Raw genomic sequence first — 12,812 nt, forward strand, 5'->3', positions numbered from 1 at the left:
TCTCCTGTTACTTGCTGAGCGTCGAGATGACGCCGCGGATCCGTTCGTCTTCGCGGTCGAGGAAGTTCTGACCCATCTCATAGGCCCGCTGCACTTCGATCATCCGCGAGATTTCCGACACCGGATCGACGTTCGACTGTTCCACGAAACCCTGCATCACCCGCGCCGTTTCGGCCGGCCGGGTGCCATCGGGCACGGCAAAGCGGGTGCCGGCCTGCAGGCTGATACTGGTGCTGTTCTCGGGCAGATAGAGCCCGATCTGGGCGAGCGGGGCGCCATTGATCGAGAGCGTGCCGTCTTCCGCCATTGCGACTTCGCCCTGATCGTTGGGCACGAAGATCGCGGTGCCGCCTGTGTCGAGGACACGAAAGCCCTCGGGAGTGACGAGTTCGCCATCGGGCGAGCGCAAAAAACTGCCCGCCCGCGTGAGCTGGTTGCCCTCGGGCGTCTCGATCATGAAATAGCCCTCGCCCTCGATCGCGAAATCAAGAGAATTGCCGGTGCTGGCAAGCGGCCCTTGCGCAAAATCGACGATCCGCCCGTTGGCATAGGCCATCGACAGCGATGGCTGCTCGCCATCGAGCGAATCGACATATTCCGAGAACAGCACGCCTTCGCGCCGGAACCCGGTGGTGGAGATGTTGGCCATGTTGTTGGCCACCACCTGCATTTCCCGCATCAGTCCCGACTGGCGCGACAGGGCGGCATAGATGGAATTGTCCATGGCTCAGAGTCCGATGATCAGCGGGATAAGGCGTGCGGTGTAAAAATTGACGAGGGTTTCCGACATGAAGGACATCGACACCCAGAACACGACGAGCATGGCGCCCACCTTCGGCACGAAGGTCAGAGTCATCTCCTGCACCGAGGTCAGGGCCTGAAAGAGGCCGATGGTGACCCCGGCGATGAGCGCGACGACCAGCATCGGCGCGGAGATCATCACCGCGATCCAGAGGCCCTCGCGCATCGTGTCGAAGAAGACGATGTCTTCCATGTCACACCGGCATCCGCAGGATTTCCTGATAGGCCTCGACGACCTTGTTGCGCACGGTGACCGCGGTCTCGACCGCAAGCTCGGTCTGCGCGAGCGCCTGCACCAGCGCATGCGGGTCGGCATTGCCGAGCATCGCGGATTTCGCGGTTTCCTCGCTTTGGTTCATCGTGTCGAGGAAGCTCGTGGCGAGATTGCCAAGCGCGCCCTGATCAGACGAACCGGAGCCGGCCTGCGGCGCGGCGGCAGAACGCGCCCGGGTATATCCCAGGGCGGCGGCAGAAGATTTAATGTCCATTCTGGACCTCCTTCAGGTTTCAACGACGCAGCAGATCGAGCAGAGCGGCAGACATCTGCCGGGTCTGGTCGAACATCTTGAGGTTCGCCTCGTAACTGCGTTGCGCTTCGCGCGCGTCTGCGATTTCGACCACCAGATCGACGTTCGAGCCGTCGTAGTAGCCGTTGTCATCGGCCAGAGGGCTGTTGGGATCGTAGATCCGGGCCAGATCCTTCTGGTCGAGCTGCACGGGGCCGAGTTGCACCTCGGTCGCTCCGTTTTCTTGCGACACCACTTCCTCGAAGCTGGTCAGCTTCCGGTGGTAACCGGGGGTGTCGACGTTCGCGATGTTTTCCGACACATGGCGCAGGCGCATCGACTGCGCCTTGAGGCCGGAAGCGGAAACCGAAAGGGTATTGGTGAAATCGCCCATCTGCCTCAGCTCCGGCCAAGGCTGGAGCGCAGGATGCCCAGCGAGGATTTGTAGATCGCAAGCGCAAGATCGTGCTGGCGCTTCGTATTCGCCGCATCGACCATCTCATCTTCGATCGAGACGTTGTTGCCATCCGGCGAAGCGGCACCGGTCTGCTCGCTTTCGGTCACTTCAACACTGTAATGGCCGTCGGCGCCGAGATGGCCCGAGCGGGTCGCGCGCATGGCTTCGCCATGATCGCTGCGATAGGTATCTTCGAAAGAGGCAACCTCGCGCGAGCGATACCCGGGAGTATCGGCATTGGCGATATTCGTTGCAATCGCACTTTCGCGCAGGGCGGCTGTTTGCGCCATGGACTGCGCCATCTGGAAGACTTCGAGTTTTTCGAACATCGGGGTTTCTCCTCCGAGCTATCAACCAAGGATTAAGGGAGAATCGTTTAAAAACAGTTTCGAGAAGACGGGCATGGAGAGATGTCCGAAACCATAAGCTTGGGAGGCCAGAATGGCGCTTGGCGGTTTGGAGATGTTGCAGGCGGAAATCGCCGAGGTGGGCGCGGTGCATCCGGTCGGGCGTGTGTTCGAGGTCGGGCAGGGCACGATTTCGGTGAGCGGACTGACGACGCGCGCGACATTGGGGGACCGCGCGCAGATCCACACGCGCGCGAGCGGGCTTTTCGATGCCGAGGTGATTGCGCTCAGCCGCGGGGGCGTCACGCTTCTGGCCGATGGCGCGGTAGAAGGTATCGCGATCGGCGACCGGGTGGAAATTCTGGGCCAGGCGGGCATTGCCCCCGATGATTCCTGGGTCGGACGCATCGTCGATCCGTTTGGCCGCCCGCTCGATGGCCGCCCGCTCCTGCGCGGCCCGCTCGAGCGCAATGTGCGTGCGGCGCCGCCAGCTGCCGCCACCCGCGGCCGACTCGGCGGCCGGGTCGAAACCGGGCTCGATGTTTTCAACACGCTGCTTCCGCTTGTACAGGGGCAACGGATCGGCCTCTTTGCGGGGTCGGGCGTCGGCAAATCCTCGTTGCTTGCGAAATTCGCCAAGGGGGTACAGGCCGATGTGGTGGTGATCGCGCTCATCGGTGAACGGGGCCGCGAACTGCGCGAATTCGTCGAGAAGACGATGGGCGCAGAGGGGATGGCGCGGGCTGTGATTGTTGCGGCAACCTCCGACCAGTCGCCGCTGGTGCGCCGCCGCTGCGGCTGGGCCGCGATGTCGGTGGCCGAGCATTTCCGCGATCAGGGCAAGCATGTGCTGTTTCTGGCCGACAGTGTCACCCGCTTTGCCGAGGCGCATCGGGAAGTGGCGCTCGCCGGGGGCGAACCGCCGAGCCTGCGCGGTTATCCGCCCTCGACCGCGCATCAGATCATGTCGCTCGCCGAACGCTCTGGTCCCGGCCCCGAGGGCACGGGCGCGATCACTGCCGTCTTCTCGGTGCTGGTTGCGGGGTCGGACATGGAAGAGCCGGTAGCCGATATTCTGCGCGGCACGCTCGACGGTCACGTTGTGCTGGATCGCGCCATTGCCGAACGGGGGCGCTTTCCGGCCATCGACCTATTGCGCTCGGTCTCGCGCTCGCTCCCCGATGCGGCGAGCCCGGCCGAAAATGCGCTCATATCAAAGGCGCGCAAGCTTCTGGGGGCCTATGACCGGGCCGAGATGATGATCCAGGCCGGGCTCTATGCGAATGGCAGCGATCCGGTTGTTGATGCGGCGATCCGGGTCTGGCCCGCATTGGATGCCTTCATCGCGCAAGACGCGCCCGATCGGGTCGCAGCGAGTTTCTCGCGGCTTGCCAAGGCGCTTTCCGGCGCGGGCTGAGCCCCTCGCTCGCATCCCCCGAATGCAGAAGGCCCGGCGCTTGTGCCGGGCCTTCGGTCTTTGAAGCGGAGCACGCTCTTGGCCCAAAGGCGGGGGTCACTTGTCGCGCAGATCTTCCATCAGCTTGGCAAAAGCGGCGCGTTCGGCTTCGCTGCGGGCCAGCAGATCGTTTGCCGCAGCGATTGGTCCGGGGGGTTGGGCCCCGGTAGCGTCGCTTGCAGCAGGTGCGGCGCCGTCTTCGAACAGAGCGAGAAAGCGCTTTTGCGTCTCCGAGCCGGCATCGGCGACATGGCGCCAGTCGCCGGCGCGCCAAGCGGCTTCGGTCTGGGAGGTGGTGTCGCCTGCCTCAGCGAAGGCTTGCTCGGCGCTGTCGTGCCGACCAAGGAGGCTGAGCGCCTCGCCCCGAAGCTGTGCGGCATTCTCGCCGTCGAGGCCGATCAGATGAGAATAGGCTGCCGCAGCGTCATGACCCGCCAATGCGGCGCGCGCCAGCGCAAGTCTTCCGCCCGGTGTGCCGCGGGTTTCGGGTGCGATCACCGTGCGCGCCGAGATCCAGAACCCGATCCGGGCAAGACGGTCGGCCAGCGCGACCTGGACCTCCGGGGCGATCTGTTCCGGGCTCCAGGCGTTGCGATGACGGAAAAAGGTTTCGATGAAGCGCTTGTCATCGGGGAGTTTCGCCTGCATCGCCACCAGATCGTTGCGGGTCCGCTCCCGCACCGCGTCCTCTTCAGGCGTATCCCAGAGCTCCAGCGCATGGAAGGCAGCGTCGAACTGCCCTGTCGAGCCCTCGCCCAGAATCGCGGCGCGTGTGAGTTGCGCGCCGAGCGGGCTGCCGCGCAACTGCAAAGCCAGCGCGCTTGCATTCTCCACATCGGCCTGGGCAATCGCGACTCCTTCGGAGAGTTTTGTCTCGATCGAGAGCGCCAGAGCCTCCGCGGCGGTCTCGTTGCCCGATTTCGCCACCCGGTCGAGCCGTTCGGTTGCGGTGGCAACCTTGCCCGCGGAAAGGTCGATCTGCGCATCGATCACATCAAGCGCGGTGGCTGTATTGACCGGTGCGCGCGCCAGCATCGAGCGGACCGTTGCGGCCACATCGGGCGCACCGACCTCGATCAGCCGGGCGCTGAGCTGTGGCCCGATCAGGTTGCGGATGTCGCCCGGCAGCGCCGCGTAGGCGCGCACCACGGCCCCGAAATTGACCATCGCCTTGGCCGGCGGTTCAGGAAGTGCGAGCAAAGCCCAGAGTGCGGCCTTGCCATTGCAGGAGATTTGCGCGCCGAATTCCGGCCGCGGCGGCGGCCGGTTGCCCTCGACCAGATCAGCCAGCGCCGCAATCCGCGGCGGAGTGTCCAGACCGAAGGCAGGATAGAGCGCATGCGCCTCGGCCCCGAATCCGAGCGCGATATAGATCTGCGCAAGATGTTCGAGCGACTCGGCACGCGGCTTGTCGAATTCCTCAAGCAGGTCGCGGCGGGCCTCGGAAATCTGCTGCGCCGGGGGCGCCTCGCTGAGCCAGGATTGCAGGTCATAACCGCGATCGGAGGGGCAGCTGTGACCGAGTTCGGTGAGGCGGGACGCATCGAAAAGTGCGGCCATGTCGCGGTCGATCACCGTTTCGGATTGCAGTGCAAGCCCTTCCTCTTTCGGCGCAGCGCTCGGGTGTCCGGTCGCATCGCCGCCCTGCGTCGCAGCTGCATGGGAGGTGTCCGGCGCATGTTCGGCGGCGAGTTCTGCCGTCGGTGCGGGGCCGTCATGCGTTGCCTCGTGCGCGGGTGCATCGGCCGGCATCTGCATGGTGATCAGCCCCTGCGAGGCCGCGCGGCCAAGCTGGTCGATCAGCGCGAGTTCGGCGGCGTTGATGCGCGGATCAGGTGCGACGAGACGCGTGAACTCCGGGCTGGGCTCGGGCGGGGGCGCTGGCTTCGGCGCCACCTCGGCGGTGATCCCCTCCCCAGCGTCGCCCGGAGGCGGGCCCGGCTGCGGCGCGGCCGGACGACCGGCCCAGTAGAGGTCGAGATAGCCCTGATTCGGCTCCGGCCGGTAGGAGCGCGCCGGAGGCACCGGGCCGGGCTGCATTCCCGCGGCGGCGATCGGCGTCGTATCGGCGCCGTCGGCAATGTCGATCACCACCGCGCCGATCGGCAGCTGGAACGATTCGAGATGCACCTCGGGCCCGGTCTCGATGAAGACCGAGCGTTCGTCGAGATCGGCGGAAACCGCGCGGATCCGGTCCTTCGGGATCAGCCGGAACACATTGGCCAGATCGAAGCGCCGCGGCGTCTCGGTCTCAAGCCGGTAACCGCCCTCGACACGTTCGGTACGCCAGCCGGTACCGGGCGGAAACATGAAGACGAGCCGCGAGAACCCGTCATGCTCGCCCGAGCGCACATCGATCTGCTGGGCTACGCCCGGGCTGGCCAGTGCCAGAAGCCCGGCCAGAAAAAGGGCAAGTAACCTCATGCCGCCTCCGATTTGACCGCCTTGAGCGCCTCTTCGAGATCCGCGAAGCTCGGCCGGATGTGATGGGGCGTGTTCTGGCGGCCGACCTCGATGCAGATGTTGGTGGCGTGGTTGTGCAGGTTGGCCACCAGCACTTCGCGGATCAGCTTGTAGAAATGAGCGTCTTCCGTCACTACGCCGCCGATGCGCGAGGCGAAGGGGGCGACAAAGCCATAGGCGAGGAACACGCCAAGGAACGTCCCGACGAGTGCGTGGCCGATCATTGCGCCAAGGATCTCCGGCGGCTGGTCGATCGAGCCCATGGTCTTGATCACGCCGAGCACGGCGGCCACGATGCCGAGCGCGGGGAGCGCATCCGCAACGGTCTGGATCGCGTGGCTCGAATGCATCGCGTGGTGAAAGTTCGCCTCAAGTTGCTTTTCGAGCACTTCTTCGACCTGATGGGGGTCGTCGTAGTTCATCGAGGCCGAGCGCATCGTGTCGCAGATCATCTCGACCGCTTCATGATCCGCCACGATCTTCGGATATTTGCCGAAAATGCTCGAATTGTGCGGATCTTCGATGTGCTCTTCGATCGCCACCGGGTTCTGCCGCGCGAGCCGGATCAGTTCGAACATCAGGCACAGCAGGTCACGATAATCGGCAGGCTTCCATTTCGCGCCCTTGAACACCTTGCCGACATCCTTGACCGTATGCTTGATCGAGGGAAGGTCGTTGGCCAGCACGAAGGAGCCGAGTGCGGCGCCTCCGATGGTGATCATCTCGAAGGGCAGCGCCTCGATCACCGGCCCCATCTCGCCGCCGCCGCCGACATACCCGCCAAACACCATCGCGAAGATGATCACAATCCCGACAATGCCGATCATATCCGTTCTCCATTGACCCGGAGCAACTCTGTCAGAGTTGGATTAACAAAGTTTCTGCGTCTCATTGCTGCGGCGCGCCGGCGTTGCGGCCCGCCATGATCACCGAAATCGAATAGGCGACCTGCGGATCGAGCGCCGACATGACCGCGGCAGAGGCATCAGGCCGCATGCGGCTGAGAAAACCGGCGGCAAAATCGGGCGCCATCGCCGAAAAGAGCGGTGCCGCCTCTTTCGGCTTCATGTTCTCGTAAACGGTGACAAGCCGTGACACATCCTTGTCAGCCGCCTCGTCGGCGATTGTCACGGTCTTGGCAAGGTTTTGCTCCGCCTCGACAAGCGAGGCAAGCCGCTGCTCGATTCGCTTCTCCGCGAGCCCGATCGCCTGCGAGCGGTCGGTCAGAAGCTGTTCGCGCTCGGCGAGCTTCTGTTCCCGCGCCTGCACTTCCTGCAGCATCATCAGAACTCCCGGTTCGGTGACGCAATCTGCCCCCGCTGAGGGTTCGGCGGAATGGGCTGATTCCGAGCCGGTGGCGAAGGCTTCGGCAATGCCGGAGCCAAAGCGGATCATCCCGGAGGTGGCGAAGAGCGTGGCAATCAACACCAGGCTGCCGCGGCCAAGACGGCGCCGGGCCTTGCGCGTCGGAGCCTTGGCAGGTGGTTTCGTGGATGCGCCCGACGGCGCGGCCTTGCCGACGCGGGCCTCCTTGGCGGGTTTCATTCCGCGGCCTCCAGATCCGAAGTGCGGCTGCGCCGGCGCAGCACGCGGGCGCGGCGCGGATCCGGTTCGACGGCGACCGGTGCAACCGGAGGCACTGGCGCCGGTGCCGGTGCGGGCGCGGCGGGGGCCGTGCGTTCCTGCATGGTCGCGATCAGAAGCTCGAGGCGCTGTGCGGCCTGTTCGGCGCGTTCGGTCAGCCCGCGCAGTTGCTCGGCCGAATTCGCCGAGGCGCCCTGCGCGCGGTTGAGCGCCTTGGTCATGTCGTCCACTTGCGCCGAGAGCACGGCAATTGCCCCGCCCATACCGTTTTCAAGCTGGTTGAAGCGTTTCAGACGGCTGCCCAGAACCATGCAATAGATGGTGGCGCCCAGCGCCCCCAGCCCCATCAGAATATCGGCAATATACTGCATTTCCCACTCCCTCAGTTCATCACGAATTCAATAATGAGAAGATCGTTCACCCGGTTTTCCCCGACGACGACCTGGATCCGGCGCAGCATCTGTGCGCGCAGCCGCATCAGTGCGGACGGATCCTCAAGCTCGCGCAGCTCCACCGCGCGCAGGAAGCCGTTGAGCACATCCATCACCCGCGGCTTGAGCATTTCCACCTCCTGTTGGTAGGCGGTCGGCACCTCGAGTTGCGCGGCAAAGCGCAGGTGCCGGGCGTTGCCGGCGGCAAGCGACATCACCATCGGATCGAGCGGTACGAAAGCGACCTGCGGCATCGGCGGCCCCTCGGGGGGGGCCTCATGCGCGGCCGCTTCGCCCTCGGCCGGTGCCGGGGCAAGGATCAGCCCTGAATAAAGTGCATAAAATGCCCCGCCCCCGAACAGGAGCATCAGCACCAGCCCGATGATCAGGGGCAGTTTCGATTTTTTCTTTGGCGCTTCATCGCCTGCAGCATCCGTGTCGGCCATGGCGGTTCCCGATTTCTTCGTTCTTCCTTCCTATAGCCCGGCACCCACTAACCGATTGTTAAGGGCGATCGGAGAAAGATGCTCTCGACGACAGGGCAGAAAGCCCGCTCGATGGAGGTGCGTCTTGCAACAGCTCTTGGCCCTTTGGCAGGGATTGGACACGCTCAAGCGTGCGGTCGTGATCGGTGCGACGGTTCTCATGTTTGCCGCCATCATGGCGCTTTCCAGTTTCGCTTCGCGCCCTGATATGGCGCTGCTCTATGCAGGTCTGGAAGGCGCGCGCTCAGGTGAGGTAATCACAGCGCTTGAAGCGCGCGGCGTGCCTTACGAAGTGCGCGGCGACGCGATCTATGTCGAGGCCGCGCGGCGCGACGAGCTGCGGATGTCGCTCGCAAGCGAAGGCCTGCCGGCCACCGGCGGCGCGGGCTATGAACTGCTTGATTCGCTCTCGGGCTTCGGCACCACATCGCAGATGTTCGATGCCGCCTACTGGCGCGCGAAAGAAGGCGAGCTCGCCCGCACCATCGTGTCGAACCCGATGATCCGTCAGGCGCGGGTGCATATTGCCGTTCCCGCCGCGACCTCGTTTCGCCGCGACAATCGTCCCAGCGCCTCTGTCACGGTCGTGACGGCCTCGGGCGGGCTCTCGCCAACCCATGCCAAGGCCCTGAAATACCTTGTTTCCTCTGCGGTTCCAGGAATGACGCCCGAAGAGGTCTCGATCATCGACAGCGTTTCGGGCCTGGTTTCGACCGGCGATGATTCGATGAGCCCGGCCGCGAGCGATCGCGCCGAGGATCTGCGCAAGAATGTCGAGCGGTTGCTTGAGGCGCGCGTGGGCTACGGCAATGCCGTGGTCGAGGTCTCGGTGCAGACGGTGACCGAACGCGAGGCGATCACCGAGCGGCTGATCGATCCGAAAAGCCGGGTGCCGATCTCGACCGATGTCGAATCGAGCTCGAAAAAGTCCGACGATACCAAACCCGGCGCGGTGACCGTGGCCTCCAACCTGCCTTCGGGTGATGCGGCCAATGGCGGCAAATCGCAAAGCCAGGCGGCCGATTCGCGCGAACGCACCAATTACGAAGTGTCGGAAACCACCCGTGAAGTGGTGCGTGCGCCCGGAGACATCAAGCGCCTGACAGTTGCCGTGCTGGTCGATGGAGTGGAGGGGACCGATGCCAATGGCGTGGCCACCACCGTGCCGCGCTCCGACGAGGAACTGGCCGCGCTGAAGGAACTTGTCGCCTCCGCCGTGGGCTTCGACGAGCAACGCGGCGACGTGATCACGATCCGGTCGATGGCCTTCGAGCCGATCTCCGATATGGGCACGAGCGCCGATGCGAGCCTCTTTGCGTCTTCGCCGCTTGATGCGATGCAGCTGATCAAGCTGGCGGTCTTCGCCCTCGTGGTGCTGGTGCTTGGCCTTTTCGTGATGCGTCCGCTGCTGGCGCAACGGGCCGCCGCACGGGAAGCCGAACTGGGCGATCTGCCCGGCGGTCTGATCGGCGCGGAAGGGATCCCCTCTTCCGACGGCTCGCCTGCGCTCACTGGCGAGATCTCCGATGGCGATCTGCCGATCGGCCAGATGGCCGTGGTCTCCGACTTCGATCTGGGCGACATGCCGATGGCGATGGGAATGGGCTCCTTCGGCATGGAGGACGACAGCAACGAGGATCCGGTGAAACGCCTCAAGCGTCTGATCGAGGAACGTCAGGCCGAATCGGTCGAGATCCTGCGCTCCTGGATGGATGAGACGGAGGAAAGCGTATGAGCCTGCGCAGCATTCAGCTCGAATCCTTCGAACCGGAGCCAGCGCCCCCGCAGCCCCAGATCGAGATCGACCCGCATGCCTTCGAAGAAGAACGGCTCGCCGCTTTCGAGAAGGGCTATACCGCGGGGTGGGATGATGCGGTCGCGGCACAAGAGCGCGAAGGCACGAAGCTGCGCGCCGAGCTTGCGCAGAACCTGCAGGAGCTCTCCTTCACTTATCACGAGGCCCATCAGCAGGTTCTGGGCGCGCTGCGTCCACTCCTCGTCGATGTCGCGGCGAAGCTCCTGCCGGCAATGGCGCGCGAGACGCTCGCGCATATGGTGGCCGAGCAGCTCGAGCCCATGGCAAAACGCGCCACTTCGGTGCCGATCGCCGTGGTCGCTCATCCTGCCAGCATGCCCTATATCGAAGCGGTGATGACCGATCGCGCCAGCCTGCCGCTGGTGTTCCAGGCCGAACCCTCGCTGGGCGAAGGGCAGGTCTATCTCAAATTCGCCGATACCGAGACGCGGATCGACCTCGACGGGGTGATCGCGGCGATCGCAGCGGCCATCAACACCTATTTCAGCGCCAACCAGGACCAGGAGGAGGCAGCTCATGGATGACATGCCCCAGACCGCGAACCCGTTTTCGCAAGTGCCGATCGAGATCACCATTTCCGTCGGCAAGGCGCGCCCGCTCGTGCGCGACCTGCTGCGGATGAAGCGCGATTCGATCCTGCCGCTTGATCGCCGAGTGGAAGACCCGGTGGAGCTTTATGTCGGCGACAAGCTGATCGCGCGCGGCGAGTTGACCGAGATGGAAGGCGATTCGAACGGCCAGCTTGCGGTACGGTTGACCGAAGTGGTCGATCTGCAGAACGGGCTGTGAGAATGGCCCGTCACTACGGATTATTAACGTTAATCATCGGTATCTTTCTGGCCGGTGCTCTCCCCGCCAGCGCACAGGCGATCAATATCGATCTGGGCGGCAACGGCTCGCTCACCAATTCCTCGGTCCTTCTGATCGCGGGGATCACGCTGCTGAGCCTCGCGCCCGGGATCGCGATCATGGTGACCTGTTTTCCCTTCATCGTCACCGTGCTCTCGATCCTGCGGCAGGCGATGGGTTTGCAGCAATCGCCGCCGAACATGCTGATCGTCTCGCTCGCGCTGTTCCTGACCTGGTTCATCATGGAACCCACTTTCACCGCGAGCTATCAGGCGGGGATCGAGCCGCTGGTGGCGGGCTCGATCGACATCATGACGGCGTTTGAGCGCGGGGTGGAGCCGTTTCGCACCTTCATGGCAGGGCGTACCGATCCCGAAACCTTCAGCCAGCTTTCGGCCCTGCGCGACGGCACCGCGTTCGCGGGCGAGATCCGCAGCGCGCCGCTTTCAATGCTGGTGCCCTCCTTCATGCTTTCCGAGATCACCCGCGCGTTTGAAATCGGCTTTCTGGTGTTCCTGCCGTTCCTGATCATCGACCTCGTCGTCTCTGCGATCCTGATGTCGATGGGCATGATGATGGTGCCGCCCGCGGTGGTGGCTTTGCCCTTCAAACTCGCCTTCTTCGTGGTGGCGAATGGCTGGGTGCTTCTGTCGGGCGCGCTGGTGCGGTCCTATTCCTGACGCTTGGGCAAAACCCAGTCGGGGCGAATGCGGTGGCAGGTGTAGCCGTTGGGGATTCGCTCCAGATAATCCTGATGCTCGGGCTCGGCCTCCCAGAACGGCCCGGCCGGGGCCAGCTCCGTCACCACCTTGCCGGGCCAAAGCCCCGAAGCATCGACATCGGCAATCGTGTCCTCCGCGCAGTGGCGCTGCGCCGCGTCGAGATAAAAGATTGCCGAGCGATAGGAGGGGCCGCGGTCATTGCCCTGCCGGTTCGGCGTGGTCGGATCGTGGATCTGGAAGAAAAACTCCAGCAGCCGCCGATAGCTGATCACCGCGGGGTCGAACAGGATCTCGATCGCCTCGGCATGGTTGCCATGGTTGCGATAGGTGGCGTTTTCCACCTCGCCCCCGGTGTAGCCCACGCGGGTCTTCGCCACGCCGGGGAGCTTGCGGATCAGATCCTGCATGCCCCAGAAACAGCCGCCCGCGAGAATTGCCTTTTCCATTCAGTCCTCCAGCATCGCCAGATAGGCGCCGTAGCCCTCTTCTTCCATCCGGTCCTTCGGGATGAAGCGCAGGCTCGCGGAATTGATGCAGTAACGCAGCCCGCCCCGGTCGCGCGGGCCGTCCGGGAAAACATGCCCGAGGTGGCTGTCTCCATGCGTCGAGCGCACTTCGACGCGGTGCATGCCGTGCGAAAAATCCTGATGCTCGGTCACATGCGAGGGTTCGACGGGTTGCGTGAACGAGGGCCAGCCGCAGCCCGCATCGAACTTGTCGCGCGAGGAAAAGAGCGGCTCGCCCGAGACCACATCGACATAAAGCCCCGGCGCGGTCGTGTCCCAGAAGGCGCCGGTGAACGGCCGCTCGGTGCCGCTCGTTTGCGTCACGCGGAACTCTTCGGGGCTGAGGCGTGCGATCGCCTCTTCGGTCTTGCGATAGCGGTGGGTCATCG

At 64.3% G+C, this 12,812-nt stretch carries 17 protein-coding genes; 5 read left to right on the forward strand and 12 right to left on the reverse strand.

What is annotated here, in order from left to right; all coding sequences use genetic code 11:
* Positions 1 to 7: 7 nt before the first annotated feature.
* Genes CRO22_RS09540 through CRO22_RS09560 form a run of 5 tightly spaced genes read right to left on the reverse strand, consistent with a single transcriptional unit; the run spans position 8 to position 2,093 of the window.
* The gene (locus CRO22_RS09540; RefSeq protein WP_097069914.1) at positions 8 to 724 is read right to left on the reverse strand and encodes a flagellar hook-basal body complex protein; all 717 of its coding nucleotides are present in this window, start codon (positions 722 to 724) and stop codon (positions 8 to 10) included.
* 3 nt (positions 725 to 727) lie between these two features.
* Positions 728 to 994, reverse strand: coding sequence for a flagellar biosynthetic protein FliQ (locus tag CRO22_RS09545; RefSeq protein WP_097069915.1), 267 nt, complete (start codon positions 992 to 994; stop codon positions 728 to 730).
* 1 nt (position 995) lies between these two features.
* Positions 996 to 1,289, reverse strand: a complete 294-nt coding sequence (gene fliE, locus CRO22_RS09550) for a flagellar hook-basal body complex protein FliE (protein WP_097069916.1) — start codon at positions 1,287 to 1,289, stop codon at positions 996 to 998.
* 19 nt (positions 1,290 to 1,308) lie between these two features.
* On the reverse strand, positions 1,309 to 1,701 hold the full coding sequence (gene flgC, locus CRO22_RS09555) for a flagellar basal body rod protein FlgC (RefSeq protein ID WP_097069917.1): 393 nt from the start codon (positions 1,699 to 1,701) through the stop codon (positions 1,309 to 1,311).
* 5 nt (positions 1,702 to 1,706) lie between these two features.
* On the reverse strand, positions 1,707 to 2,093 hold the full coding sequence (locus CRO22_RS09560) for a FlgB family protein (protein WP_097069918.1): 387 nt from the start codon (positions 2,091 to 2,093) through the stop codon (positions 1,707 to 1,709).
* Positions 2,094 to 2,205: 112 nt separating this feature from the next.
* Between CRO22_RS09560 and CRO22_RS09565 the strand changes: the two genes are divergently transcribed.
* Entirely contained in the window at positions 2,206 to 3,528 is a 1,323-nt protein-coding gene (locus tag CRO22_RS09565; protein WP_176518604.1) for a FliI/YscN family ATPase, read from the forward strand.
* A gap of 96 nt (positions 3,529 to 3,624) precedes the next feature.
* Here the strand turns inward: CRO22_RS09565 and CRO22_RS09570 are convergent, their stop codons facing one another.
* From CRO22_RS09570 to CRO22_RS09590, 5 genes are all read right to left on the reverse strand, one after another.
* Entirely contained in the window at positions 3,625 to 5,991 is a 2,367-nt protein-coding gene (locus tag CRO22_RS09570) for a hypothetical protein (protein WP_097069919.1), read from the reverse strand.
* Positions 5,988 to 6,857: a flagellar motor stator protein MotA gene (gene motA / locus CRO22_RS09575; RefSeq protein WP_097069920.1), complete on the reverse strand. Its 870-nt coding sequence runs from the start codon at positions 6,855 to 6,857 to the stop codon at positions 5,988 to 5,990. The genes CRO22_RS09570 and motA overlap by 4 nt, the downstream gene beginning before the upstream one ends.
* A 61-nt stretch (positions 6,858 to 6,918) precedes the next feature.
* The gene (locus CRO22_RS09580; protein ID WP_245860930.1) at positions 6,919 to 7,575 is read right to left on the reverse strand and encodes a MotE family protein; all 657 of its coding nucleotides are present in this window, start codon (positions 7,573 to 7,575) and stop codon (positions 6,919 to 6,921) included.
* Positions 7,572 to 7,985 (reverse strand): hypothetical protein, encoded by a 414-nt coding sequence (locus CRO22_RS09585; RefSeq protein WP_097069921.1) that lies wholly within the window; start codon positions 7,983 to 7,985, stop codon positions 7,572 to 7,574. Before CRO22_RS09585 ends, CRO22_RS09580 begins: the two co-directional genes overlap by 4 nt.
* A gap of 11 nt (positions 7,986 to 7,996) precedes the next feature.
* Positions 7,997 to 8,491, reverse strand: coding sequence for a flagellar basal body-associated FliL family protein (locus CRO22_RS09590; protein WP_097069922.1), 495 nt, complete (start codon positions 8,489 to 8,491; stop codon positions 7,997 to 7,999).
* Between the two features lie 124 nt (positions 8,492 to 8,615).
* Between CRO22_RS09590 and fliF the strand changes: the two genes are divergently transcribed.
* The 4 genes from fliF to fliP are packed head-to-tail and all read left to right on the forward strand — an operon-like array spanning position 8,616 to position 11,875.
* Positions 8,616 to 10,265 (forward strand): flagellar basal-body MS-ring/collar protein FliF, encoded by a 1,650-nt coding sequence (fliF, locus tag CRO22_RS09595; protein WP_097069923.1) that lies wholly within the window; start codon positions 8,616 to 8,618, stop codon positions 10,263 to 10,265.
* Positions 10,262 to 10,870, forward strand: a complete 609-nt coding sequence (locus tag CRO22_RS09600; protein WP_097069924.1) for a FliH/SctL family protein — start codon at positions 10,262 to 10,264, stop codon at positions 10,868 to 10,870. Before fliF ends, CRO22_RS09600 begins: the two co-directional genes overlap by 4 nt.
* Complete coding sequence (locus tag CRO22_RS09605; protein ID WP_076484429.1) at positions 10,863 to 11,135, forward strand: FliM/FliN family flagellar motor switch protein; 273 nt, start codon at positions 10,863 to 10,865, stop codon at positions 11,133 to 11,135. Before CRO22_RS09600 ends, CRO22_RS09605 begins: the two co-directional genes overlap by 8 nt.
* Positions 11,136 to 11,137: 2 nt before the next feature.
* A complete protein-coding gene (gene fliP / locus CRO22_RS09610) occupies positions 11,138 to 11,875 on the forward strand; it encodes a flagellar type III secretion system pore protein FliP (RefSeq protein WP_097069925.1) in 738 nt (245 codons plus the stop codon).
* Here the strand turns inward: fliP and msrA are convergent.
* Positions 11,866 to 12,363, reverse strand: coding sequence for a peptide-methionine (S)-S-oxide reductase MsrA (gene msrA, locus CRO22_RS09615; protein WP_097069926.1), 498 nt, complete (start codon positions 12,361 to 12,363; stop codon positions 11,866 to 11,868). The two genes, fliP and msrA, sit on opposite strands and share 10 nt — an antisense overlap.
* Positions 12,364 to 12,810 (reverse strand): peptide-methionine (R)-S-oxide reductase MsrB, encoded by a 447-nt coding sequence (gene msrB, locus CRO22_RS09620; RefSeq protein WP_097069927.1) that lies wholly within the window; start codon positions 12,808 to 12,810, stop codon positions 12,364 to 12,366. It lies immediately after the preceding gene.
* Positions 12,811 to 12,812: the final 2 nt, after the last annotated feature.

The sequence above is a fragment of the Rhodobacter maris genome (assembly GCF_900217815.1).
In the GTDB taxonomy this organism is placed as follows: Bacteria; Pseudomonadota; Alphaproteobacteria; order Rhodobacterales; family Rhodobacteraceae; genus Rhodobacter; species Rhodobacter maris.